The organism is Enterobacter sp. CPE_E890 (assembly GCF_046521475.1).
GTDB classification, from domain to species: Bacteria; Pseudomonadota; Gammaproteobacteria; order Enterobacterales; family Enterobacteriaceae; genus Enterobacter; species Enterobacter adelaidei.
Genome location: NZ_JBKFZW010000001.1, coordinates 410,677 through 435,922, shown reverse-complemented (window position 1 = coordinate 435,922; position 25,246 = coordinate 410,677). Strand labels below are relative to the sequence as shown.

Sequence of the window (25,246 nt, the reverse complement as noted above, 5' to 3'; positions counted from 1 at the left end):
TGGAGATTATCAAAATGTTAAGAATTCCTGACTCAGACTGGCAGACCGTTGACGGGGTCCCCCAGCTTTCCGTTGCTTTCTTGCGGAAAATGACGCCTCAGGCAACAAGATTTACTCAATGGGCACAGCGGACACATGCCAAATTGCTCAAGGCTCCCGAAAATGTCCTGTCGTGCTGCACATCCGGCCTGATTGACGGTGAAATTCCCGACAAAAACGGCTGGATTCCCGCTGGCGATGCCCTTGCCCTGCTGACTTACAGCATCCACTCCAGCCAGAACGGACTTCTCATTGATGCAATTGAGCTTAAATCTGGTTTGAAACTGCCAGTTAGGTCCGGTGAAAGCCGTCTTGAAGGGCAATTTGGCGTCAAATTACACGATTTGATCGTCGAACTAAGGCAACAACCACGATTCACAAGCTATGAACTCGAACGGCAAAAGCAGATCGGTCCCTACAGAGTAGATTTCTTCCTCACTGAGCAGTGGTATACCGATATGGCAAAAGGAAAAACCGCTAAACGCCAGTTCATCATTGAATTTGATGAGGAGGCTCATAGAACGACACGTTATCAGTTCAACGATAAACGACGGGATCGGTGGTTACGGAAAAATCTGCACGGTACAAAGCTAATCAGGGTCAGACATGCAGAACAGGAAGTATGGCTGGAAGCGGTCCGCCAGCTAAAGCGGTTCGTCAGTCTGGAGGATTGCTATTCCCACTGCCTGCGAATGGCCTGTATCAGCCTTTCAGACTCCACGCTAAAGATAAGCAGCGAGTCAGCCCGAAAAGCCTATGATGCAGCCCATAACGAATGCATTTTCCTGCTAAAAAGCCCACGGCAGCCTCTAAGTGAGATGGGTAAACTGCTGGACAGGCTGACAATCCCCTTTGATAAACGCAGGGACATATACTTCCAACGTGCGAAATTGAGGTCATACGGCATATAAACCGAAAAGTTGCATCAAAAGTTACAACAAAAGCCTAAGGGATTAGGCTTTTCTACCTGTCCAAACGTTGCAACCTTTGAAACCTAACCCCAAGACACTTATATAGATTTATAGGGTTCTATCAATTTTTATTACTCAAATTCATCTTACTCATAGCATCCTACAGATAATAATCCTTAAGCTATCAACGCTAACTCGCATTTACCAAAAGTGCAAAGTTCCCGCCGTATCAATACGTCGAACTGAGCGACAGCTTAATGATTTTGTAGCCTCAACTCCCCAAAAGTTCTTTTCACGTCAGAAGTCACCAGACGCCGTGTAGGCCTCTCACGGCCTTTCTGCATTCTAGGTATGAATCACTCCTGAACGCAGCTCACAGGCCCGTACAGATCGTCAGGCAGGCATCTAAAGCCACTCGCCCAAACCTCCTTTCCAAGATTCCCCGCTCCGCAGGTACAAGAAATATGCAGATCACCACAGGAGGATGAATCATGCATGATGAAATCATCAATCAGGCCCGCGAAATTCTCACTCAACGGCTCTACCGTACCGACACACTGGCATCACCGCAGGACACTGCGAGCTATCTGGCTTTACAGCTTGGCGATCGGGAGCAGGAAGTGTTCAGTGTGATATTCCTCGACAACCGGAATCACGTCCTGAACTATCAGGAAATGTTCCACGGCAGCATAGCGACAACGCCAGTCTACCCCCGCGAGATTGCCCGGCAGGCGCTTAAGCTCAACGCCGCAGGTGTTATCTGTTCCCATAATCACCCATCTGGCAACGCCGAGCCATCCGCTCAGGATAAAGCGATAACGCTCAATATTCAGAAAGTTATGGAGCTAATCGAAGTCCGACTGGTAGATCACATCGTCGTGGGCGGTGGTCAAACAGTTTCATTCGCAGACAGGGGCTGGCTATGAACTGGAAATCCTTACTTGTTGAAGCCCTGATAATGGCTCTGACAACCTTTGCAACCGTCTTCTTCCGGGGAATGGCAGCACGCTACGCCTCAGAAGAAGATTTCCTCTAATCCCCTACTACCGCTAGACCCATACCAATAGCCCATGCCCCAAAGACCTGCCACCGCCGCAACGGTGGAATGCCGCACTCGCCCCTGCTACAGGGTCGGTTTGGTATTCTGGCAGGTCTTTGCAGGGCGGTGAGTCTATTGGCAGGGTAAGGAGTCCACATGGCTACACTCGGTTACGCCCGTGTATCAACTACCGAGCAGAGTCTCGATGCACAAATCGCAGCGTTATCCGGTTGCGAGAAGGTATTCAGGGAAAAGATCAGCGGGGCAAAAGATGACCGCCCAGAACTACAGGCTTTACTGGAGTTTGTTCGCGAAGGCGATATAGTATGTGTAACAAAACTTGACAGACTCGCCCGTAACACTCGACATTTGCTTGAAATTTCGGAGTACCTGCAAGGCAAAGGCGTGGCGTTAAACATCCTTAATATTGGTATCAACACAGCCACTCCGACCGGAAAGTTAATGCTGACCATGATCGGCGCTATCGCCACGTTCGAACGTGAGCTGATGCTGGAGCGTCAGGCCGAAGGCATCGCATTGGCAAAACTAAAAGGCAAGTACAAAGGACGGAGAGCGACCGCCACAAGTAAAACTCAAGAAGTTATAGATTTGGTCGAAAACGGTATGAGTAAACCGGAGATATCCCGCCAGTTAGGTATCGGCATCACTAGTATTTACCGGATTGTTCGGAACGAGCGCCCTGACCTGTTAGATAAGTGATATGAGAACACTACTTTGAGGAAATGTTAATGGATGATACAGGCAAGATCGATATTGGTGACTACAACGAGAGCGGTTTTTGGTCGAAAGTAAAGAAATACTGTAAAACTATCGGAAAAGATTCACTTGAGCAGGTATTCCGTTTGTATTACGGCTTAGAAAGTGACAACTGCACAACTACACACAGAGCAACCATCTACGGCGCGCTGGCTTACTTAGTGTCACCGATAGATATTATCCCCGACTTAACCCCGATACTCGGGTATACCGATGACATGGCTGTAATCGCCGCAGCTCTTGTAGCAGTGGCAGGTTGTATAGACGATGCAGTTAAAGGGAAAGCAAAGGAGAAGGTTGATGAGCTTTTTGACTGACATACGAGATAAACTATTACCTGAGACAGTAAAAGAGAAAATCATTAAGCACGAAGTGAAGAAAATGGTTAATGATAAACTTAAGCTTGATGGTGAGTTAGATAAACATATTGATGCATTCGCAGATAAGGTTATGGATAAGGTGGATCCTTCAACCATATTCAAGGCCAAAGATATGTATGACAAACTGAAGGCTGCTGAATCCAACAAGGATAAGTAGTAAGATCGTCAGCTTTAGTGCTCTTGAATGTGGTACGGAGTAGTGGTACATTCGGAATCGAAGCATAAAGGTAACTTACTGTTATTAGGTGATTTCGTTGCTATAGAAACGAATCCTTGGTTCGATTCCGAGTCCGGCACCACTATTTAAAGAACCCAGCCTATGGCTGGGTTTTTGCTTTTCTGCGTTTATCAAACCTCAAATGTTGTTTCCACCGCTTAAATCATCTTTCAAAGAAACCAAGTGGCTGGCCTTACCATGTTCTATGGGCGCTACTGAAGGCAAGGCAAAGTCACTACCTGACATTTTTCACGCACAAAGCAAAAAACCCCGTACCTTGCGGTACGGGGTTTTTCTTGTTTGATGCCTGGCAGTTCCCTACTCTCACATGGGGAGACCCCACACTACCATCGGCGCTACGGCGTTTCACTTCTGAGTTCGGCATGGGGTCAGGTGGGACCACCGCGCTAAAGCCGCCAGGCAAATTCTGTTAAATCTGTATCAAGGCTGAAATTTGATTGTCTGTCTCTTCGCCGAAACAGCTTCGGCGTTGTAAGGTTAAGCCTCACGGTTCATTAGTATCGGTTAGCTCAACGCATCACTGCGCTTACACACCCGACCTATCAACGTCGTAGTCTTCAACGTTCCTTCAGGACTCTCAAGGAGTCAGGGAGAACTCATCTCGGGGCAAGTTTCGTGCTTAGATGCTTTCAGCACTTATCTCTTCCGCATTTAGCTACCGGGCAGTGCCATTGGCATGACAACCCGAACACCAGTGATGCGTCCACTCCGGTCCTCTCGTACTAGGAGCAGCCCCCCTCAATTCTCCAGCGCCCACGGCAGATAGGGACCGAACTGTCTCACGACGTTCTAAACCCAGCTCGCGTACCACTTTAAATGGCGAACAGCCATACCCTTGGGACCTACTTCAGCCCCAGGATGTGATGAGCCGACATCGAGGTGCCAAACACCGCCGTCGATATGAACTCTTGGGCGGTATCAGCCTGTTATCCCCGGAGTACCTTTTATCCGTTGAGCGATGGCCCTTCCATTCAGAACCACCGGATCACTATGACCTGCTTTCGCACCTGCTCGAGCCGTCACTCTCGCAGTCAAGCTAGCTTATGCCATTGCACTAACCTCCTGATGTCCGACCAGGATTAGCTAACCTTCGTGCTCCTCCGTTACTCTTTGGGAGGAGACCGCCCCAGTCAAACTACCCACCAGACACTGTCCGCAACCCGGATTACGGGTCTACGTTAGAACACCAGCCATTAAAGGGTGGTATTTCAAGGTCGGCTCCACGCAGACTGGCGTCCACGCTTCAAAGCCTCCCACCTATCCTACACATCAAGGACCAGTGTTCAGTGTCAAGCTATAGTAAAGGTTCACGGGGTCTTTCCGTCTTGCCGCGGGTACACTGCATCTTCACAGCGAGTTCAATTTCACTGAGTCTCGGGTGGAGACAGCCTGGCCATCATTACGCCATTCGTGCAGGTCGGAACTTACCCGACAAGGAATTTCGCTACCTTAGGACCGTTATAGTTACGGCCGCCGTTTACCGGGGCTTCGATCAAGAGCTTCGCGTTACCGCTAACCCCATCAATTAACCTTCCGGCACCGGGCAGGCGTCACACCGTATACGTCCACTTTCGTGTTTGCACAGTGCTGTGTTTTTAATAAACAGTTGCAGCCAGCTGGTATCTTCGACTGATTTCAGCTCCACCCGCAGGGGCTTCACCTACATATCAGCGTGCCTTCTCCCGAAGTTACGGCACCATTTTGCCTAGTTCCTTCACCCGAGTTCTCTCAAGCGCCTTGGTATTCTCTACCTGACCACCTGTGTCGGTTTGGGGTACGATTTGATGTTACCTGATGCTTAGAGGCTTTTCCTGGAAGCAGGGCATTTGTTACTTCAGCACCGTAGTGCCTCGTCATCACACCTCAGCGTTAATAAACGACCGGATTTACCTAATCGTTCCGCCTACATGCTTAAACCGGGACAACCGTCGCCCGGCTAACATAGCCTTCTCCGTCCCCCCTTCGCAGTAACACCAAGTACAGGAATATTAACCTGTTTCCCATCGACTACGCCTTTCGGCCTCGCCTTAGGGGTCGACTCACCCTGCCCCGATTAACGTTGGACAGGAACCCTTGGTCTTCCGGCGTGCGGGCTTTTCACCCATTATCGTTACTTATGTCAGCATTCGCACTTCTGATACCTCCAGCACCCCTCACAGGACACCTTCAACGGCTTACAGAACGCTCCCCTACCCAACAACACATAGTGTCGCTGCCGCAGCTTCGGTGCATGGTTTAGCCCCGTTACATCTTCCGCGCAGGCCGACTCGACCAGTGAGCTATTACGCTTTCTTTAAATGATGGCTGCTTCTAAGCCAACATCCTGGCTGTCTGTGCCTTCCCACATCGTTTCCCACTTAACCATGACTTTGGGACCTTAGCTGGCGGTCTGGGTTGTTTCCCTCTTCACGACGGACGTTAGCACCCGCCGTGTGTCTCCCGTGATAACATTCTTCGGTATTCGTAGTTTGCATCGGGTTGGTAAGCCGGGATGGCCCCCTAGCCGAAACAGTGCTCTACCCCCGAAGATGAGTTCACGAGGCGCTACCTAAATAGCTTTCGGGGAGAACCAGCTATCTCCCGGTTTGATTGGCCTTTCACCCCCAGCCACAAGTCATCCGCTAATTTTTCAACATTAGTCGGTTCGGTCCTCCAGTTAGTGTTACCCAACCTTCAACCTGCCCATGGCTAGATCACCGGGTTTCGGGTCTATACCCTGCAACTTAACGCCCAGTTAAGACTCGGTTTCCCTTCGGCTCCCCTATACGGTTAACCTTGCTACAGAATATAAGTCGCTGACCCATTATACAAAGGTACGCAGTCACACCACGAAGGTGCTCCCACTGCTTGTACGTACACGGTTTCAGGTTCTTTTTCACTCCCCTCGCCGGGGTTCTTTTCGCCTTTCCCTCACGGTACTGGTTCACTATCGGTCAGTCAGGAGTATTTAGCCTTGGAGGATGGTCCCCCATATTCAGACAGGATACCACGTGTCCCGCCCTACTCTTCGAGTTCACAACCTGTGCATTTTCGTGTACGGGACTATCACCCTGTACCGTCGGACTTTCCAGACCGTTCCACTAACACACAAGCTGATTCAGACTCTGGGCTGCTCCCCGTTCGCTCGCCGCTACTGGGGGAATCTCGGTTGATTTCTTTTCCTCGGGGTACTTAGATGTTTCAGTTCCCCCGGTTCGCCTCGTTAACCTATGTATTCAGTTAACGATAGTGTGACGAATCACACTGGGTTTCCCCATTCGGACATCGCCGGGTCAAAGGTTCATATCACCTCGCCGGCGCTTTTCGCAGATTAGCACGTCCTTCATCGCCTCTGACTGCCAGGGCATCCACCGTGTACGCTTAGTCGCTTAACCTCACAACCCGAAGATGTTTCTTTCGATTCACCATCGACTTGCGAAAATTTGAGAGACTCGAACACACCATTAAGATGTGTCGTTTCAATTTTCAGCTTGATCCAGATTTTTAAAGAGCAAATATCTCAAACATGACTCGCAAGTCAGTTTTGAGATATGACGGCAGGTGACTTTCACTCACGAACCAGCAAGTGGCGTCCCCTAGGGGATTCGAACCCCTGTTACCGCCGTGAAAGGGCGGTGTCCTGGGCCTCTAGACGAAGGGGACGTATAAGTCTCAATCGCAAGACGCCTTGCTATTTACTTTTCATCAGACAATCTGTGTGAGCACTACAAAGGCAGGTTCTTTAAGGTAAGGAGGTGATCCAACCGCAGGTTCCCCTACGGTTACCTTGTTACGACTTCACCCCAGTCATGAATCACAAAGTGGTAAGCGCCCTCCCGAAGGTTAAGCTACCTACTTCTTTTGCAACCCACTCCCATGGTGTGACGGGCGGTGTGTACAAGGCCCGGGAACGTATTCACCGTAGCATTCTGATCTACGATTACTAGCGATTCCGACTTCATGGAGTCGAGTTGCAGACTCCAATCCGGACTACGACGCACTTTATGAGGTCCGCTTGCTCTCGCGAGGTCGCTTCTCTTTGTATGCGCCATTGTAGCACGTGTGTAGCCCTACTCGTAAGGGCCATGATGACTTGACGTCATCCCCACCTTCCTCCAGTTTATCACTGGCAGTCTCCTTTGAGTTCCCGGCCGGACCGCTGGCAACAAAGGATAAGGGTTGCGCTCGTTGCGGGACTTAACCCAACATTTCACAACACGAGCTGACGACAGCCATGCAGCACCTGTCTCAGAGTTCCCGAAGGCACCAAAGCATCTCTGCTAAGTTCTCTGGATGTCAAGAGTAGGTAAGGTTCTTCGCGTTGCATCGAATTAAACCACATGCTCCACCGCTTGTGCGGGCCCCCGTCAATTCATTTGAGTTTTAACCTTGCGGCCGTACTCCCCAGGCGGTCGATTTAACGCGTTAGCTCCGGAAGCCACTCCTCAAGGGAACAACCTCCAAATCGACATCGTTTACGGCGTGGACTACCAGGGTATCTAATCCTGTTTGCTCCCCACGCTTTCGCACCTGAGCGTCAGTCTTTGTCCAGGGGGCCGCCTTCGCCACCGGTATTCCTCCAGATCTCTACGCATTTCACCGCTACACCTGGAATTCTACCCCCTCTACAAGACTCTAGCCTGCCAGTTTCGAATGCAGTTCCCAGGTTGAGCCCGGGGATTTCACATCCGACTTGACAGACCGCCTGCGTGCGCTTTACGCCCAGTAATTCCGATTAACGCTTGCACCCTCCGTATTACCGCGGCTGCTGGCACGGAGTTAGCCGGTGCTTCTTCTGCGGGTAACGTCAATTGCTGAGGTTATTAACCTCAGCACCTTCCTCCCCGCTGAAAGTACTTTACAACCCGAAGGCCTTCTTCATACACGCGGCATGGCTGCATCAGGCTTGCGCCCATTGTGCAATATTCCCCACTGCTGCCTCCGTAGGAGTCTGGACCGTGTCTCAGTTCCAGTGTGGCTGGTCATCCTCTCAGACCAGCTAGGGATCGTCGCCTAGGTGAGCCGTTACCCCACCTACTAGCTAATCCCATCTGGGCACATCTGATGGCAAGAGGCCCGAAGGTCCCCCTTTGGTCTTGCGACGTTATGCGGTATTAGCTACCGTTTCCAGTAGTTATCCCTCCCATCAGGCAGTTTCCCAGACATTACTCACCCGTCCGCCGCTCGTCACCCGAGAGCAAGCTCTCTGTGCTACCGCTCGACTTGCATGTGTTAGGCCTGCCGCCAGCGTTCAATCTGAGCCATGATCAAACTCTTCAATTTAAAAGTTTGATGCTCAATGAATTAAACTTCGTAATGAATTACGTGTTCACTCGTTGAGACTTGGTATTCATTTTTCGTCCGAGGACGTTAAGAATCCATGTCACTTTGAGTGCCCACACAGATTGTCTGATAAATTGTTAAAGAGCAGTTGCAACGCGGCTTTCAGCTCACCGTTGCGAGGTGGCGTATATTACGCTTTCCTCTTTCAGAGTCAACCCGTTATTTCAGGATTTTTTCTCTTCAACCGACCGGGTTGTTTGTGAAGTGATTCACATCCGCCGTGTCGATGGAGGCGCATTATAGGGAGTTCTCCGCAGGCCGCAACCGAAAAGTTGCAAAAAAATGACTGACTGCTGCATTCCCCAGCAAAACCCCGCTTTATACCCATTTACACACAGACTTATCCACATTTTTTCATGGATCCTGGCGTGATCCTGCGAACCGAGGAGGAAGATCAACTATACTAGCGGCAAATATTCTCCTCCGCAGGCCACCTTCATGACCACACAACGCCTCACCCGTGACTGGCGTATCCCCACAGCAGGACTGATGTTGCTGGCGATCCTCTTTGCCGGTTTTACCCTGCATACGCACTGGAATGCCTTTATCCAGTGGTGCCTAGCCACGCAAATTACGCTGCACCGTTATCTGGTGATGTATTTGCTGCAGCTTAATAACCACCAGTACAGCGGCGGATTATGGCTATTAACGGGGGCTTTCCTTTATGGCGTTCTCCACGCCATTGGCCCCGGACACGGAAAGTTCATCGTGACGACCTACCTGACTACAAATAAGGAAAGCGAGCTGGCCGCCCGGGTCGTCCCTTTCCTTGGCAGCCTGATGCAAGGCGTCAGCGCCATTCTTTTTGTCTTTATTCTGGCGGTAGGGCTTAACCTCGCATCAGGGGATATCAGTACCAGCCGCTGGTATGTTGAGAAGATAAGCGCAGTACTCATTGGCGCATTTGGTGCATTTATCATTTACCAGTCGCTAAAGAGCCTGCGTCCGCACAGGATGACTATTTCAGCCATCAAGCCCCTCCATCAGCATGACGAACACTGTGGCTGTAGCCACCATGGTGTGGGAGCAAATCTGACACAAGGTGACTGGAAAACCCGCCTGGGTGTGATTCTGGCAATTGGCGCGCGCCCGTGTAGTGGGGCAATCATGATCCTGATGTTCTCGAACGCGCTGGGCATTGTCACCTGGGGGATGGCCGCAGTAATGACCATGTCTCTGGGAACGGCACTCTCTATTATGGGACTTTCACTGGCAGTACGTTACGCCCGTGAGCGCACCGTGGCCTGGTTTGGAGGAAGCGCCTCACTAAAATGGCTGGTACCGGTAGTCAAAATAGCCGGAGGGATAGTCCTGATCCTGTTCGCGACGATCCTGTTCCTGACAGTGATCCCCATCAGCGCCAATGGCGACTACATCGCCGCCGGATGCTAATAAAAGAAAACCCGCCGTTGGCGGGTTTCATTTATTACTCGTTGATGCGTGGATGCTGATCCACGAGTCGGGAGCGTTTTTTCTGCAGTTCTTCAATCTCTGCGTCAATATCCTCAATCTTCTGCTCTACATTATCGTAGTGCTCACGCAGGATCTCTTTCGCTTCCTGAATATCGGATGCGGCAGGCGTCGCCCCTTTCAGTGGACGATTTGCCGTCTCCTTCATAGCAATACCGGTAATCAAACCAATCACCGCAATCACCATCAGGTAATAAGCAGGCATCATCAGGTTCTGCGTACTCTCCACCAGCGAGGCGGCAAGGGTCGGGGTCAGACCGGCAATCAGCACCGAAATGTTAAAAGCTGCGGCCAGCGCACTATAGCGAATGTGTGTCGGGAACATCGCGGGTAATGTGGAGGCCATCACCCCAATAAAACAGTTGAGGATCACTGCCAGCATCAGCAGACCCGCGAAAATCAGCCCCAGTACATTACTGTTAATCAGAATGAATGCCGGGATTGCCAGGGCAAACAGACCAACACTCCCCAGGATAATAAACGGTCGACGGCCAAAGCGGTCACTTAACAGACCCATAATCGGTTGCACAAACAGCATACCGACCATAATGGCGATAATAATCAGCACACCGTGATCTTCCGAGTAATGCAGGTTATGCGACAAATAGCTCGGCATGTAAGTCAACAGCATGTAGTAGGTGACGTTGGTAGAAATAACCAGACCAATACAGGTCAGCAGGCTGCGCCAGTGCTTAGTGGCAATCTCTTTGAACGACACCTTCGGACCTTCCTGCAGCCCTTCACGGTCACCCTGTTCCAGTTTTTCGACGTGCTGCTGGAATGCTGGGGTCTCTTCAAGCGCATGACGCAGGTACAGACCAATGATCCCCAGCGGCAAGGCCAGGAAGAACGGGATACGCCAGCCCCAGTCGAGGAAATTATCTTCCCCTACCACAGTTGAAATCAGTACTACTACGCCCGCGCCCATGACAAACCCGGCAATCGAGCCAAAGTCCAGCCAGCTCCCCATAAAGCCACGCTTACGGTCCGGGGAATACTCTGCGACGAAGATCGAGGCACCGGTATACTCCCCACCCACGGAGAAGCCCTGGGCCATCTTACATATCAGCAGCAGAATCGGCGCCCAGATCCCGATCGTGGCATACGACGGGATCAGGCCGATACAAAACGTACTGATCGACATAATGACGATGGTAATGGCAAGGATCTTCTGGCGACCATATTTATCGCCGAGCATACCGAAGAACAGGCCGCCCAGCGGGCGAATCAGGAAGGGAACGGAAAACGTACCCAGTGCGGCAATCATCTGCAGGCTGGGGTCAGCCCCGGGGAAGAACACTTTACCTAACGCATAGGCCACAAAGCCGTAGACACCAAAATCGAACCACTCCATCGCATTACCGAGCGAAGCTGCGGTAATGGCTTTACGCAATTTTGCGTCATCAATGATGGTGACGTCGCGAAGTGTGATGGGTTTAATCTTTTTCCTTCTCAGCATAACTATCCTCGTAGACTCGGCCCTGTCTGTTTCACAGTCCAGTTTGCGTTCTGTGAACCATGGGATCCGCTCCATGCGAATCGCCTTATTCAAGCGTAGCAGGTTTACTTACATTGACGTTTTACGTCGATACAACCGAACCTGTTGACGCCTGTCTGGGCAGTTAATGACCTTTTTACCCTACCAGCGTTTATATTTGTGATCAACTTCACGCTAATTTTCGCATAAGGTCAACTGAGTTAAGTTTTTGTCAATTAGCGCCAATAAGACCTTCCTCATTCCCCCTACAAGAATATCCTCACGCGCGTCATTATTTCTTTTGTAACGGAAAAACAAACCGCATTAATTCACATTAGATTTACATAACTCCGCCCATCAAGAACCCATCCGAAAATTTACATTGAATATGTGACAAAGATAACTAAAACATTGTTTTGTTTTTGTTGAATCAACATTCCATTGATCGCATGATAAATCCAAATACAACGTTACATGTGTTTTCAAACATGGCTAAACGAGAACACACGTTTATTTTTTGCTGCATGGCTATCGAAATAAATTCACGGAAAAAAAATTCAATTGATTGAATTTATTGAATTATTTTTAGCGATTATCACCCGTTTCGCGGGATCAGATGTGAGGGTTATATATGAAGATTAAGGCCACGATAGAACGCATACCTGGCGGCATGATGCTGGTTCCGCTGGTACTGGGTGCCATCCTGAATACCCTGGCTCCTGATACCGGAGCCTATTTTGGTGGTTTCACAAAAGGAATGATAACCGGCACCGTTCCCATTCTGGCAGTCTGGTTCTTTTGTATTGGAGCATCCATTAATTTGCGGGCAACGGGTACCGTATTACGTAAATCCGGTACGCTGGTGATAACCAAAATAGCAGTCGCCTGGGCTGTGGCAATGATATGTGCAATGTTCATTCCGGAGAATGGAATTCAGACCGGGTTCTTCGCCGGTTTATCAGTTCTGGCAATTGTCTCTGCGATGGATATGACCAACGGTGGATTGTATGCCAGCCTGATGAACCAGTATGGAACGAAAGAAGAGTCGGGGGCATTTGTACTGATGTCTCTGGAATCCGGCCCGCTGATGACGATGCTGATTCTGGGGTCTGCTGGCCTGGCATCATTTGAACCCCACCACTTTGTCGGCGCGATCCTGCCATTCCTGATTGGTTTTGCCCTGGGTAACCTGGATCACGACTTGCGTGACTTCTTTAGCAAAGCCACTCCAGTACTGATCCCGTTCTTTGGTTTCGCGTTGGGTAACACCATCAATCTGAATGTCATTCTCGATACAGGCCTGCTGGGTATTGTGCTGGGCGTGGCTGTCATCATCATCACCGGTATTCCGCTGATTATTGCCGACCGCGTGATTGGAGGAGGAAACGGAACGGCGGGTGTCGCCGCCTCTTCAGCCGCAGGTGCGGCGGTAGCAAACCCGGTGATCATTGCCCAAATAAATCCGGCCTTCGAACCGGTGGCCGCGTCAGCGACGGCACTGGTTGCTGCCAGCGTGATTGTTACCGCGATCCTGGTGCCCATCATCACGGCGCTGTATGCAAAACGTTACGGAAATAGGCAAGAGTCCCAGCCTGAACCGAAACCAATAGAAATGAATCATTAACACATCACATCTGCCCCCCTTTTCCCTGTGGGGAAAGGGGGGCAGATGTGTAAGGGATTCACCCAAAAATCTCTTCCATCATCCCATCCACCAACCGTTTTGCCGAACAGAGCCTCGGCATACCCAGCGCGACGGTTTGCCAGTTTTGCGTCACTGACCAGCTCACAGGATGCTTATCCGCCTGGCACCAGTCACCCAACCAGCCCAGCATATCTTTATGATCGATCAATCCTGGAGAAGCAGGCGTCGTTAACCACTGGTGATAAAAATGGCGGGTAGAGGAAGACGCATTGATACCTTGCGCCAGATAGTTCGCCGCCATGCTGCGTAAGTTATCCTTGAGCATTGCCGACACATCTTCATTGGCCAGGCGACATGCGTCGCCAAATGCCCCCCAGCGCAGTTCTTCCAGGACGACAAAGCAGCGCCCGGCCAGAGACCAGCCATCATAGAGCCCGGCTCGCCAGCGGGTAAAAATTTGCTCACTGTGCTCACCCGCCTGCACCGTTAATCCGCGTTGGGTCAGCGCCTTTTCTTTATAAGCTGCACGCTGGGTAAAATGAGAGGAGAGTTCAGCGTACTGCTGCATCAGGCCCGGTGATTGCGGAGCCCGCGGGTGAGTCTGCTGACGCAGCGCCATCAGTTTATCGGCCATCAGCGTCAGCGCGAGATGACCGGGGTCAAGCATACCGGCCAGTTTTTCTGCCAGCCCAAGGCGTAACGCCGCATTTTCATTGAGCATTCCTGCCATTGCCCAAGGCCGTAGCCGGGTATGCGTCATGATCTCCTGAGTCAAACGCTCACGAAACTGCAGCTGTTGTGGTCCCTGGTGGGGATGACGCGGCGCATCGACACCCTGCACCAGATCGACCATAAATTTTGGATTAATACACTCCAGCGTTCTCCCGGGACCGTCCAGTAGTTGTGTTGTCATGGTTGCTCTGCCGCGAATAGAGTTTGAATGTCATCGCGTAACAGTCGGGTATCTTCCTGAATCCACGTCGCAGTAGTAATACTTTGCTTCAACAACTGGCAGAGCGCTCGGGTTGAATGCTCATTTTGTTGACGCACTGCGAGGCTATCACGCAAGCTTTCCTGTAACCCGGTCAGGCATAACGAAAATTCTGCAAAGAACGTTGCCATTCCTGCCGTAACAGAGACATCGACCTGCGCGGATAAAGCTTTACGGATTTGTTCACAAAACTGCTCAATATGTTGCTTAAATTTGTCATGTAGCTGTGCAATATCGATAACATAACGCGTGCGCGTTTCGACGTAATCATCCCAACCCCAGCCGGGGTTATTGAGCCAGCGAGAGACCGTTTCACGCATGCTACTCCCGCCAGATGATTGGCCTGCCGGAGTGTTATCCTGCGCAATTGCATCGTTAAACAGCGCCCGCGTGTTGAAGTTAAGCTGGTTAGCCTGAAACGCCGGGAAGCTAATCCGTGCGCGAAAACCGGCATGGCTCAGATGTTCTTTAATACGCGTTTCAATAGGCCGCATCGCTTCATTCAGTGAACGCGCAAGCGTAGACTCCAGCTGATCAAAACGTAACGCCAACTCCCGACAGATCTTCGTCTGCGCATCCAGCATGACCAGCTCGCAGGAGGAACGGATTTTACTCAGCACAATCTGCGCCTGTCCCTCATCTTCCAGCGTAAGCTGTTTAAGCGCTTCCGGTTCTTCGCGACGAAGATTCAGCGGATCATTCCCGGCCAAATCAAGAATATTGGGACGGCTAAAAACATGACCAATCGCCTGCTGAAGCGCACTTTTCTGCAACGCCATAAAGTCATCCGTTGCATTCAGCGCCTCCTCGACTTCATGTTTCACTTCATCGCTGACCACCTGCTGACGCGTCTGCAGCTGCGCCATATCCTCTTCAATTCGCGTAATGTTAAGTTCGAGTTCCTCAAAGGCCACAGTCAGCCCCTGATAACGAAAATCGAGATACTCCCGGGCATTTTGCGCGTAGTTTAGAAGCTTATGCGACGCCGAACGCAGCGCAAATAACGACGCATTGGCATAGGCGGCGTAAATCAGTTTGCGTATCGGTTGTTCAAATAACGAGTCTTCCCACAACAGATCGGCGGCATGACGAATATGGTCGATATCATCCAAATCCGCTGTACGCCAACGACGCCCAAGGGCAGCTTCGGCAAAATCCTGAACCCAGGGCTGCTCCTGGTGATCCGGCAGTTGTCCGTGGGTAATCATCTCGTAGCGGGCGCGGTTCGCCAGATACGCCCACATTGATGAAACAGGATAGATCTGCCCGGGCGAAATATTGCCTTTCATGAGCGTGCCGGAGATCATCGCCCTGATCTGTTCTTCATCGTCGCTATTACGATCTTTCTGATCGAATTTATTGACCAGGGCATACAACGGCACTGATTTCCCCGCGACCGAAATAGCCTGGCGGACCTCTTCATCAGAAATAGATTTAAGCTGGGTGTAATCCATCACTGCCAGTACTGCCGATGCACGGGACAACTGCTCGCTAAGCATTTTTTGCAGATGCGGTTGCCCGGCCTCATTAGGCCCTGGGGTATCGAGCAGCGTCAGCTGACCGAGGTGGGCATCCAGACCCGCAAGATGTACGAACTCTACTTCGATCACCGGAATGTGTTCGATAGCCGCGTACTCAGAGAAGGGAAATTCGACACCCAGCGCCAGGGAGAGTCTGACGAGGTCATTGAGGCTTTTCAGACAATGAAATATCGGCTGCGCGCCCAGGTGATGCTTCTCAAAAGCTTCCCCTTTTTCAATTCGCTCCAGCAGCATATTCATATCTTTATCAATTTCCAGACGCTGAGCCAGTTTCCCACGATCGTTATCGCAGAGCTTTTTCTGTAGCAGTCGGATCAAATCATCAATCGGCGAGACATGAGAGAAATGCAGTACAGGCTCTTTCTGACCCGGTGTATGACGGATCAATGTCGGTAGCGCTGTCATCGGACGATTGCGGTTCGGCAACACTTCCGTGCCCACAATCGCATTAATAGTGGTCGATTTCCCCGCTTTCATGGTACCAACAATAGCCAGAACCATTTCCAGACGCGTTATTTTCCGTAATTCATTATTCAACATTGCCTGCTGTGCTTCGACACCGCGCGCACTAAAATGCAAAGGCAAGACGTTGTTCTTTTCACCCGTAATCGCCGCCGTGGTGCTCTCCAGCATCGCCGTCGGCACTGATTTCAGCGTATCGAGATTTTGCAGGGCAAGCTGTAACAAACGCTCTGCTTCCTGGCTTAATTCAAAAATGGTCTGTGTGTGCATGATAAAAGCCTTTCCTTAACGCAAATTTATTACTTTTATTAAGCCACTGGTTTTTATTATGTTGTTCAGGCTTATATGATCACGTGTGGAAAACATGTTCGCCGAAATATAACTGATTGATGCTAATCAGAAATAATTCACTATCCTTGCATGGCGTGTGAAGCTCTCCTCCTGGCCTGACGGCCAAAAGAAAAAAGCGTAGCCCATTTTTAAGAAGCTTCAGGATATATCATCGTTATTTACCCACCTAAAAAGAGAGGTAATGCGTCACCACCATAAGATATGAATGGCGGGGAAGTCCGGAGATAAATAACAATGTGTTGCTTCACCTTATCCGAAATGAAGGAGCGTAGCAATTTGCTGCAATAAAATATTCGATATATTTAACGCCATTTCTTCCCACCGTGTTAATGGCATAAGCATCGCTTAACTGACTGACAGGAAATGTCACTCGCTATACACTTTTTGCATTTTTTTAATCAACAATGTCACCGACAACCGTGTGGATTTGCGCTATACTTGCCGCCTTTTTCGGCGCACTGCCGTCATTTAGCTGGCACTTTCCAGCGCGTTAACACTTTTTGAGGATACCGATATGCAACTCCCACACTGCCCAAAATGCAATTCTGAATACACCTATGAAGATAATGGCATGTTTATCTGCCCGGAATGTGCCCATGAATGGAATGATGCCGAGCCATCACACGATGCTGATGCACTTGTCGTAAAAGATGCGAACGGCAATCTGCTGGCGGATGGCGACAGCGTCACCGTGATTAAAGATCTGAAAGTGAAAGGCAGCTCTTCCATGCTGAAGATTGGTACCAAAGTGAAAAATATCCGTCTGGTTGAAGGCGATCATAATATCGACTGCAAAATTGACGGCTTTGGTCCGATGAAACTGAAATCTGAATTCGTGAAAAAGAACTGATTGACCTGCCCGGTGGCGCTTCGCATACCGGGCATTCAGGAACTACACTTAACGAGCTTTTCTTACGTGAGGTAAAGATTATGCCGTTAAGTCCCTACATCTCATTCGCCGGTAACTGCGCAGAGGCCACCGCCTTCTATCAGCAAGCCGTCGGTGCTGAGCTCCTCTATAAAATCACCTTCGGCGAAATGCCCAAAAGCGATAACAGCGAAGAAGGCTGTCCGTCCGGTATGCAATTTCCGGATTCGGCGATCGCTCACTCTAACGTCCGCATTGCGGGCAGCGATATCATGATGAGCGACGGGATGCCGCCAGGCAGCAACGCTCAGTATGCAGGCTTCACGCTGGTTCTCGACACCCAGGACGTCAATGAAGGCAAACGCTGGTTCGACAATCTCGCCGTGGGTGGGAATATCGAAATGGCCTGGCAGGAAACCTTCTGGGCACATGGTTTCGGTAAAGTCATCGATAAATACGGCGTGCCGTGGATGATTAACGTTGTTAAGCAGCAGCACTAATTTTCGGGCGGTGGGCGGTCTGCCTCCGCCTGTCATCAAACTCCGCTCAACTCTTCAAATTCCCGCAACCCAGACTTAACCCAAATGTCATATTGATGCGCCAGCATGAGGCCACATTTATCGTGAGGCCCAGCATATGCAAACTGTCATCCGCGTCGAGAAACTGAGCAAGACCTTTCATCATAACAAGGCTCTGCATGCCGTTGATCTGACCGTCCAGCAGGGCGAAATGGTGGCACTGCTGGGGCCATCTGGTTCAGGTAAGTCCACCCTTCTGCGCCACCTGAGCGGCCTTATTACCTGCGATAAAGCACCGGAAAGTCACGTCGAACTGCTGGGTAACACCGTGCAGCGCGCGGGCCGTCTGGCGAGTGATATCCGTAAAAGCCGCGCGCAAACAGGCTATATCTTCCAGCAGTTCAACCTGGTGAACCGCCTGACGGTGCTGGAGAACGTCCTGATTGGCGCACTCGGCAGCACGCCGTTCTGGCGCACCTGTCTGCGCTGGTTTTCCCCTTCTCAGAAACAACAGGCGTTGCAGGCGCTGACTCGCGTTGGCATGGCGCATTTCGCCCACCAGCGTGTCTCCACCCTGTCCGGTGGTCAGCAGCAGCGCGTGGCGATTGCCCGTGCGCTGATGCAAAAAGCCAAAGTGATCCTGGCCGATGAGCCGATTGCCTCGCTCGACCCGGAATCCGCGCGCATCGTGATGGAAACCCTGAGAGACATTAACCAGAACGATGGCATCACCGTGGTGGTGACGCTGCATCAGGTGGATTACGCCCTGCGCTACTGCGAGCGCATTGTCGCGCTGCGTCAGGGGCACGTGTTCTTTGATGGCGCAAGCCATCAGTTTGATAACGACCGTTTTGACCATCTCTACCGCAGCATTAACCGCGTCGACGAGAACGCGCAGGCTGCATAACCCAACCCGATCCGAGGAAAGTACATGAGCTACAAAGCCGTTGCCGCACTGGCCTTTACCAGTATGTTCAGCATCAGCACCCTGTTAAGCCCTGCGTACGCGGAAGAACAGGAAAAAGCGCTGAACTTCGGCATTATTTCGACGGAATCACAGCAGAATCTCAAACCTCAGTGGGAACCGTTCCTGAAAGATATGGAAACCAAACTGGGGATCAAGGTGAACGCCTTCTTCGCGCCGGATTACGCCGGCATCATCCAGGGGATGCGCTTTAACAAAGTGGACATCGCCTGGTACGGCAACCTCTCTGCGATGGAAGCAGTCGATCGCGCGAACGGCCAGGTCTTTGCCCAGACCGTTGCGGCAGATGGCTCCCCGGGTTACTGGAGTGTGCTGATCGTTAATAAAGACAGCCCAATCAATAACCTCAACGACATGCTCGCCAAACGCAAAGATCTGACCTTTGGTAACGGCGACCCGAATTCCACCTCTGGCTTCCTGGTCCCTGGCTACTACGTCTTCGCCAAAAACAACGCGTCTGCCAGTGACTTCAAGCGCACCGTCAACGCCAGCCACGAAACTAACGCCCTGGCCGTGGCCAACAAGCAGGTGGATGTTGCCACCAACAACACCGAAAACCTCGACAAGCTGAAGACCTCCGCACCGGACAAACTCAAAGAGCTGAAGGTCATCTGGAAATCACCGCTGATCCCGGGCGACCCGATTGTATGGCGCAAAAATCTCTCTGAGAGCACCAAGGACAAGGTCTACGACTTCTTTATGAACTACGGCAAAACGCCGGAAGAGAAGGCAGTTCTGGCGAAACTTGGCTGGGCGCCGTTCCGCGCATCCAGCGACCTGCAGCTGGTGCCGATTCGCCAGCTGGCGCTGTTTAAAGAGATGCAGGGTGTGAAGGACAACAAGGGTCTGAAGGACGAAGAGAAGACCAGCAAAGTCGCCGCGATTCAGTCGCAACTGGACGATCTCGACCGTCTGACCGCCGCACTTGGCGCCATGACCAGCGTAAATAAAGCGGTTCAGTAACGCTTTTCTCCCTCTCCCTTGAGGGAGAGGGGACTAAACCCAAAGGAGCCAACATGCAAACCATCACCCTCCCGCCGCCGAAGCGCAGCTGGTTCTCGCTGATAAGCTGGGCCATCCTGCTGGCGGTGCTGGTTATCTCCTGGAAGGGCGCGGAGATGGATCCGCTCCTGCTCTTCAAAGACGCGGGCAACATGGCGACCTTCGCCGCCGACTTCTTCCCGCCGGATTTCAGCCAGTGGCAGGATTATCTCGGCGAAATGGCGATCACCCTGCAAATCGCCGTCTGGGGTACCGCCCTTGCCGTCATTCTCTCCATTCCATTTGGCCTGATGAGTGCCGAAAACATCGTACCGTGGTGGGTTTATCAGCCGGTGCGTCGCCTGATGGACGCCTGCCGCGCTATTAACGAAATGGTTTTCGCCATGCTGTTCGTGGTGGCCGTCGGACTTGGCCCGTTTGCCGGGGTAATGGCGCTGTTCATTCACACCACCGGCGTGCTCTCCAAACTGCTCTCTGAAGCTGTTGAAGCCATTGAACCGGGTCCGGTGGAAGGTATCCGCGCAACAGGTGCGAACAAAATCGAAGAAATTCTCTATGGCGTGTTGCCCCAGGTCATGCCGCTTCTGATCTCTTACTCGCTGTACCGCTTCGAGTCCAACGTCCGTTCCGCCACCGTCGTGGGTATGGTGGGCGCAGGCGGGATTGGTGTCACCCTGTGGGAAGCGATTCGCGGTTTCCAGTTCCAGCAAACCTGCGCCCTGATGGTGCTTATCATCATCACGGTGAGCCTGCTGGATTTCCTCTCTCAACGTTTGCGTAAGCACTTCATCTGAGAAACGAGGCTTTGATTTATATGCACTTATCCAGACGTCCGACCAGTTACCCTACCCGCTGGCAAGAAATTGCGGCAAAGCTCGAAGTGGAACTGCGCACGCACTACCGTTGCGGAGACTACCTGCCCGCCGAACAACAGCTTGCCGATCGCTACGAAGTGAACCGCCACACCCTGCGTCGCGCCATTGACCAACTGGTCGAGCGCGGCTGGGTCCAGCGCCGTCAGGGGATTGGCGTACTGGTACTGATGCGCCCGTTCGACTACCCGCTCAATGCGCAGGCGCGCTTTAGCCAGAACCTGCTCGATCAGGGCAGTCACCCCACCAGCGAAAAGCTGCTCTCCGTGCTGCGCCCGGCGTCGAGCCATGTAGCCGATGCGCTGGGCATTCAGGAGGGCGACAACGTCGTCCATCTGCGCACCCTGCGCCGGGTCAATGGCGTGGCCGTTTGCCAGATAGATCACTACTTCAGTGACATGAGCCTCTGGCCTGTGCTGCAACATTTCACCAGCGGTTCACTGCATGACTTCCTGCGTGATGCCACCGGTATTGCACTCAGGCGTACCCAAACGCGTATCAGTGCCCGCCGCGCGCAGGCAAAAGAGAGCAAGGTGCTGGAAATCCCCAACATGGCCCCGCTGCTCTGCGTGCGCACCCTTAACCACCGTGACGGTGAAGTCGACGCGACGGAATACTCCGTCAGTCTGACCCGCGCCGACATGATCGAATTCACCATGGAGCACTGAATGCACTTCGATACCGCCACCCGTCAACGCTGGATGCGCGTGCTGGCCCACTGTCAGCCTGCTGCGCTGCACAGCCGTATGAACGCGCTCGGCCTGACGCCGGACTACGACACTATTCGCCCGCCGGAAATCGGCCTGGTACAGATCCAGGCGCGCATGGGAGGTACCGGTGAGCGCTTCTTCGCGGGTGATGCCACCCTTACCCGTGCCGTGATCCGCCTGAACAGCGGCACGCTGGGCTACGGCTACGTGCTCGGTCGCGATAAACAGCATGCCGAACATTGCGCAGTGATAGACGCGCTTTTGCAGGAACAACCTTATTTCCAGACGTTAATGGAAACCCTTATCGCCCCTCTGGAAGCCGACCGCGCCGCACGCCTTGCCGCACGTCAGGCCGAAGTGAACACCAGCCGGGTCGACTTCTTTACGCTCGTTCGCGGAGATAACGCATGACGCTTCAACCCGCTTTTACCCTTGCTGTCCAGGATGCCCAACAGAGTTTTCGTCGCCTGCTGAAAGCCATGAGCGAGCCGGGCGTGATTGTCTCGCTGCACCAGCTTTCACAAAGCTGGCTGCCGCTAAACCTGGCGACCACCAGCGTACTGCTGACCCTTGCCGACAACGATACTCCGGTGTGGCTCTCAGGCGCGCTTTCGAATGATATCGCCAGCCAGAACCTGCGTTTTCACACCAACGCTCCGCTGGTTGAACAGCCCCGACAAGCCGTGTTTGCCGTGGCCGATGAGCAAATCAGCCACGAACAGCTCAACGCCCTGAGCGAAGGCAGCGCCGTCGCGCCGGAAACCAGCGCCACGCTGATTTTGCAGGTCTCCAGCCTGAGCGGCGGTCGCATGCTGCGCCTGACCGGTGCTGGCATCGCTGACGAACGGATGGTCGCGCCACAGCTGCCGGATTGCATCATTCATGAGCTGACCGAACGTCCCCACCCGTTCCCGCTGGGTATCGACCTGATCCTGACCTGCGGTGAACGCCTGCTGGCAATACCGCGAACCACTCACGTGGAGGTATGCTGATGTACGTTGCCGTCAAAGGGGGCGAAAAAGCCATCGCCGCCGCCCATGCGCTGCAGGCGCACAGACGACGGGGTGATGAGCAGCTTCCTGAGCTGAGCGTTGCCCAGATAGAGCAGCAGTTAAACCTCGCCGTCGACCGTGTCATGACCGAAGGCGGCATCGCTGACCGCGAGCTGGCGGCGCTGGCGTTAAAACAGGCCAGCGGTGACAACGTCGAAGCCATCTTTCTGTTACGCGCGTATCGCACCACGCTTGCCAGACTGGCGGTGAGTGAGCCCGTTAACACCGCTGAGATGCGCCTGGAACGCCGCATTTCGGCCGTTTATAAAGACATCCCTGGCGGTCAACTGCTCGGCCCCACCTACGACTACACCCATCGCCTGCTGGATTTCACGCTGCTGGCAAACGGTGAAACGCCTTCCCTGAGCACGGCCGAGCCGCAGCAAGATGCCTCCCCGCACGTCTTTAGCCTGCTGGCGCATCAGGGGCTGGCAAAAGCCGAAGAAGACACCGGCAGCACGCCAGACGACATTACCCGCACACCGCCGGTTTATCCGTGCTCACGCTCGTCGCGCCTTCAGCAGTTGATGCGCGGCGACGAAGGTTATCTGCTGGCGCTGGCCTACTCGACACAGCGCGGTTACGGGCGTAACCACCCGTTTGCAGCAGAAATTCGTAGCGGCTTCATTGACGTTGAAATTGTGCCTGAAGAGCTGGGTTTTGCCGTGAACATCGGGGAACTGCTGCTCACGGAATGCGAAATGGTCAACGGCTTTGTCGCTCCGGAAGACGAAGCGCCACACTTTACCCGGGGTTACGGGCTGGCGTTCGGTATGAGTGAACGTAAAGCGATGGCAATGGCGCTGGTCGACCGCGCGCTGCAGGCCCCGGACTACGGTGAACACATCTCCGGCCCGGCACAGGACGAAGAGTTCGTGCTGGCCCACGCGGATAACGTTGAGGCCGCAGGCTTTGTCTCGCACCTCAAGCTGCCGCACTACGTTGATTTCCAGGCCGAACTGGAACTACTGAAACGCCTGCAACGGGAGCGCGAAAATGGCTAACTTAAGCGGCTACAATTTTGCTTATCTGGATGAGCAAACCAAACGTATGATCCGCCGCGCTATCCTGAAAGCGGTGGCAATCCCGGGCTATCAGGTACCGTTCGGCGGCCGCGAAATGCCGATGCCCTACGGCTGGGGCACCGGCGGTATTCAGCTTACCGCCAGCGTGATTGGGGAAGCGGATGTACTGAAGGTCATCGACCAGGGGGCGGACGACACCACCAACGCCGTGTCGATTCGTAACTTCTTCAGGCGCGTGACGGGTGTTAACACCACCGAAAAAACCGAAGATGCCACGCTGATCCAGACCCGTCACCGCATTCCAGAAACGCCACTCACCGAAGATCAAATCCTGATTTTTCAGGTCCCTATCCCTGAGCCGCTGCGCTTTATTGAGCCGCGTGAAACCGAAACCCGCACCATGCACGCCCTGGAAGAGTACGGCATCATGCAGGTGAAGCTGTATGAAGATATAGCCCGTTTCGGCCATATCGCCACCACCTACGCCTACCCGGTGAAGGTGAACGGTCGCTACGTGATGGACCCGTCGCCGATCCCGAAATTCGATAACCCGAAGATGGACATGATGCCTGCGCTGCAGCTATTCGGTGCCGGGCGTGAAAAGCGCATCTACGCCGTGCCGCCCTACACCCGTGTGGAGAGTCTCGACTTCGATGACCACCCGTTTACGGTGCAGGAGTGGGATGAGCCGTGTGCCATCTGCGGTTCGAAACACAGCTATCTGGACGAAGTGGTGCTGGATGACACGGGCAAACGGATGTTTGTCTGCTCCGACACCGATTTCTGCCGCCAACAGAGCGAGGCGAAAGGCCAATGAAACCGCTGCTTTCGGTCAACAACCTGACCCACCTTTATGCGCCTGGCAAAGGCTTCAGCGATGTCTCTTTTGAGCTATGGCCGGGGGAAGTGCTGGGGATCGTCGGCGAGTCCGGCTCGGGCAAAACCACCCTGCTTAAGTCCATCTCTGCGCGCCTGACACCACAGAATGGCGACATTTTATATGAAGGCCAATCTCTGTACGGCATGAGCGAAGCCGAACGCCGCCGCCTGCTGCGCACCGAATGGGGCGTGGTGCATCAGCACCCGATGGACGGCCTGCGCCGCCAGGTATCTGCGGGAGGCAACATCGGCGAGCGCTTGATGGCCACCGGCGCGCGCCATTACGGCAATATCCGCGCCACGGCGCAACACTGGCTGGAAGAAGTTGAAATCCCTGCCTCGCGTATCGACGACCTGCCGACAACATTTTCCGGCGGCATGCAGCAACGTCTGCAAATCGCCCGCAACCTAGTCACCCATCCGAAGCTGGTGTTTATGGATGAACCCACCGGCGGGCTGGACGTCTCCGTGCAGGCGAGACTGCTCGATCTGCTGCGCGGCCTGGTGGTAGAGCTGAACCTCGCGGTGGTGATTGTGACCCACGATCTGGGGGTGGCGCGCCTGCTGGCGGACCGTTTGCTGGTAATGAAACAAGGTCAGGTGGTGGAAAGTGGGTTAACCGACCGGGTACTCGACGATCCCCATCATCCGTACACCCAGCTGCTGGTGTCGTCGGTATTGCAGAATTAAGA

General features: G+C 52.8%; 21 protein-coding genes, 1 tRNA gene and 3 rRNA genes. 18 read left to right on the top strand and 7 right to left on the bottom strand.

The features are described 5' to 3' along the window. Nucleotides 1–14 precede the first annotated feature (14 nt). The 5 genes from ACLHV9_RS02080 (at nucleotide 15) to ACLHV9_RS02060 (ending at nucleotide 3,303) form a co-directional block, all read left to right on the top strand. Complete coding sequence (locus tag ACLHV9_RS02080) at nucleotides 15–950, top strand: hypothetical protein (RefSeq protein WP_057060400.1); 936 nt, start codon at nucleotides 15–17, stop codon at nucleotides 948–950. Nucleotides 951–1,441: 491 nt separating this feature from the next. Continuing rightward, entirely contained in the window at nucleotides 1,442–1,876 is a 435-nt protein-coding gene (gene radC, locus ACLHV9_RS02075) for a RadC family protein (RefSeq protein ID WP_057060399.1), read from the top strand. Between the two features lie 269 nt (nucleotides 1,877–2,145). Beyond that, nucleotides 2,146–2,709 (top strand): recombinase family protein, encoded by a 564-nt coding sequence (locus ACLHV9_RS02070; protein WP_085425220.1) that lies wholly within the window; start codon nucleotides 2,146–2,148, stop codon nucleotides 2,707–2,709. A 29-nt stretch (nucleotides 2,710–2,738) separates the two neighbouring features. Continuing rightward, nucleotides 2,739–3,083, top strand: a complete 345-nt coding sequence (locus tag ACLHV9_RS02065; RefSeq protein WP_176690040.1) for a YkvA family protein — start codon at nucleotides 2,739–2,741, stop codon at nucleotides 3,081–3,083. Continuing rightward, on the top strand, nucleotides 3,067–3,303 hold the full coding sequence (locus ACLHV9_RS02060) for a hypothetical protein (protein ID WP_224435138.1): 237 nt from the start codon (nucleotides 3,067–3,069) through the stop codon (nucleotides 3,301–3,303). The genes ACLHV9_RS02065 and ACLHV9_RS02060 overlap by 17 nt, the downstream gene beginning before the upstream one ends. 365 nt (nucleotides 3,304–3,668) lie before the next feature. On the opposite strand, the gene rrf is transcribed toward ACLHV9_RS02060, so the two are convergent. From rrf to ACLHV9_RS02040, 4 genes are all read right to left on the bottom strand, one after another. Further along, nucleotides 3,669–3,784 (bottom strand): 5S ribosomal RNA (gene rrf / locus ACLHV9_RS02055). Between the two features lie 73 nt (nucleotides 3,785–3,857). Beyond that, nucleotides 3,858–6,758: ribosomal RNA gene (locus ACLHV9_RS02050) — 23S ribosomal RNA — on the bottom strand. Between the two features lie 192 nt (nucleotides 6,759–6,950). Then, a tRNA-Glu gene (locus ACLHV9_RS02045) sits at nucleotides 6,951–7,026 on the bottom strand. Nucleotides 7,027–7,111: 85 nt separating this feature from the next. After that, nucleotides 7,112–8,646, bottom strand: a 16S ribosomal RNA gene (locus tag ACLHV9_RS02040). Together the 16S, 23S and 5S rRNA genes with 1 tRNA gene alongside form the textbook arrangement of a ribosomal RNA operon. A gap of 498 nt (nucleotides 8,647–9,144) precedes the next feature. On the opposite strand from ACLHV9_RS02040, the gene ACLHV9_RS02035 reads away from it, so the two are divergent. Then, nucleotides 9,145–10,098 (top strand): nickel/cobalt transporter, encoded by a 954-nt coding sequence (locus ACLHV9_RS02035; protein WP_407220110.1) that lies wholly within the window; start codon nucleotides 9,145–9,147, stop codon nucleotides 10,096–10,098. 34 nt (nucleotides 10,099–10,132) lie between these two features. On the opposite strand, the gene proP is transcribed toward ACLHV9_RS02035, so the two are convergent. Next, a complete protein-coding gene (gene proP, locus ACLHV9_RS02030) occupies nucleotides 10,133–11,635 on the bottom strand; it encodes a glycine betaine/L-proline transporter ProP (RefSeq protein ID WP_028017885.1) in 1,503 nt (500 codons plus the stop codon). Between the two features lie 649 nt (nucleotides 11,636–12,284). On the opposite strand from proP, the gene kdgT reads away from it, so the two are divergent. Beyond that, nucleotides 12,285–13,277 (top strand): 2-keto-3-deoxygluconate transporter, encoded by a 993-nt coding sequence (gene kdgT / locus ACLHV9_RS02025; protein WP_049007705.1) that lies wholly within the window; start codon nucleotides 12,285–12,287, stop codon nucleotides 13,275–13,277. A 58-nt stretch (nucleotides 13,278–13,335) separates the two neighbouring features. On the opposite strand, the gene ACLHV9_RS02020 is transcribed toward kdgT, so the two are convergent. Together ACLHV9_RS02020 and crfC are read right to left on the bottom strand one after the other, a co-directional pair. Continuing rightward, nucleotides 13,336–14,211, bottom strand: coding sequence for a diguanylate cyclase regulator RdcB family protein (locus ACLHV9_RS02020; RefSeq protein ID WP_407220109.1), 876 nt, complete (start codon nucleotides 14,209–14,211; stop codon nucleotides 13,336–13,338). Continuing rightward, on the bottom strand, nucleotides 14,208–16,562 hold the full coding sequence (crfC, locus tag ACLHV9_RS02015) for a clamp-binding protein CrfC (RefSeq protein WP_108089429.1): 2,355 nt from the start codon (nucleotides 16,560–16,562) through the stop codon (nucleotides 14,208–14,210). Before crfC ends, ACLHV9_RS02020 begins: the two co-directional genes overlap by 4 nt. A 595-nt stretch (nucleotides 16,563–17,157) precedes the next feature. Here crfC and ACLHV9_RS02010 point away from each other — a divergent pair. The 11 genes from ACLHV9_RS02010 (at nucleotide 17,158) to phnK (ending at nucleotide 25,244) form a co-directional block, all read left to right on the top strand. Beyond that, nucleotides 17,158–17,493, top strand: coding sequence for a zinc ribbon domain-containing protein YjdM (locus tag ACLHV9_RS02010; RefSeq protein WP_028017889.1), 336 nt, complete (start codon nucleotides 17,158–17,160; stop codon nucleotides 17,491–17,493). Nucleotides 17,494–17,573: 80 nt separating this feature from the next. Beyond that, a complete protein-coding gene (gene yjdN, locus ACLHV9_RS02005; RefSeq protein WP_049007707.1) occupies nucleotides 17,574–18,011 on the top strand; it encodes a VOC family metalloprotein YjdN in 438 nt (145 codons plus the stop codon). A gap of 136 nt (nucleotides 18,012–18,147) precedes the next feature. Continuing rightward, nucleotides 18,148–18,936 (top strand): phosphonate ABC transporter ATP-binding protein, encoded by a 789-nt coding sequence (gene phnC / locus ACLHV9_RS02000; protein WP_108089428.1) that lies wholly within the window; start codon nucleotides 18,148–18,150, stop codon nucleotides 18,934–18,936. Between the two features lie 24 nt (nucleotides 18,937–18,960). Beyond that, entirely contained in the window at nucleotides 18,961–19,977 is a 1,017-nt protein-coding gene (gene phnD / locus ACLHV9_RS01995; RefSeq protein WP_108089427.1) for a phosphonate ABC transporter substrate-binding protein, read from the top strand. A 53-nt stretch (nucleotides 19,978–20,030) separates the two neighbouring features. Further along, the gene (phnE, locus tag ACLHV9_RS01990) at nucleotides 20,031–20,810 is read left to right on the top strand and encodes a phosphonate ABC transporter, permease protein PhnE (protein ID WP_028017893.1); all 780 of its coding nucleotides are present in this window, start codon (nucleotides 20,031–20,033) and stop codon (nucleotides 20,808–20,810) included. A gap of 20 nt (nucleotides 20,811–20,830) precedes the next feature. After that, a complete protein-coding gene (phnF, locus tag ACLHV9_RS01985; protein ID WP_108089426.1) occupies nucleotides 20,831–21,556 on the top strand; it encodes a phosphonate metabolism transcriptional regulator PhnF in 726 nt (241 codons plus the stop codon). Beyond that, the gene (phnG, locus tag ACLHV9_RS01980) at nucleotides 21,557–22,009 is read left to right on the top strand and encodes a phosphonate C-P lyase system protein PhnG (RefSeq protein ID WP_108089425.1); all 453 of its coding nucleotides are present in this window, start codon (nucleotides 21,557–21,559) and stop codon (nucleotides 22,007–22,009) included. It begins immediately after the preceding gene. Continuing rightward, nucleotides 22,006–22,590 (top strand): phosphonate C-P lyase system protein PhnH, encoded by a 585-nt coding sequence (gene phnH, locus ACLHV9_RS01975; protein ID WP_108089424.1) that lies wholly within the window; start codon nucleotides 22,006–22,008, stop codon nucleotides 22,588–22,590. The genes phnG and phnH overlap by 4 nt, the downstream gene beginning before the upstream one ends. Beyond that, nucleotides 22,590–23,654: a carbon-phosphorus lyase complex subunit PhnI gene (locus tag ACLHV9_RS01970; protein ID WP_028017897.1), complete on the top strand. Its 1,065-nt coding sequence runs from the start codon at nucleotides 22,590–22,592 to the stop codon at nucleotides 23,652–23,654. The genes phnH and ACLHV9_RS01970 overlap by 1 nt, the downstream gene beginning before the upstream one ends. Beyond that, nucleotides 23,647–24,492 carry an alpha-D-ribose 1-methylphosphonate 5-phosphate C-P-lyase PhnJ gene (gene phnJ, locus ACLHV9_RS01965; RefSeq protein ID WP_407220107.1) on the top strand — a complete coding sequence of 282 codons (846 nt, stop codon included), beginning with the start codon at nucleotides 23,647–23,649 and terminating at the stop codon, nucleotides 24,490–24,492. Before ACLHV9_RS01970 ends, phnJ begins: the two co-directional genes overlap by 8 nt. Next, nucleotides 24,489–25,244 (top strand): phosphonate C-P lyase system protein PhnK, encoded by a 756-nt coding sequence (phnK, locus tag ACLHV9_RS01960; protein WP_014068565.1) that lies wholly within the window; start codon nucleotides 24,489–24,491, stop codon nucleotides 25,242–25,244. Before phnJ ends, phnK begins: the two co-directional genes overlap by 4 nt. Nucleotides 25,245–25,246 lie beyond the last annotated feature (2 nt).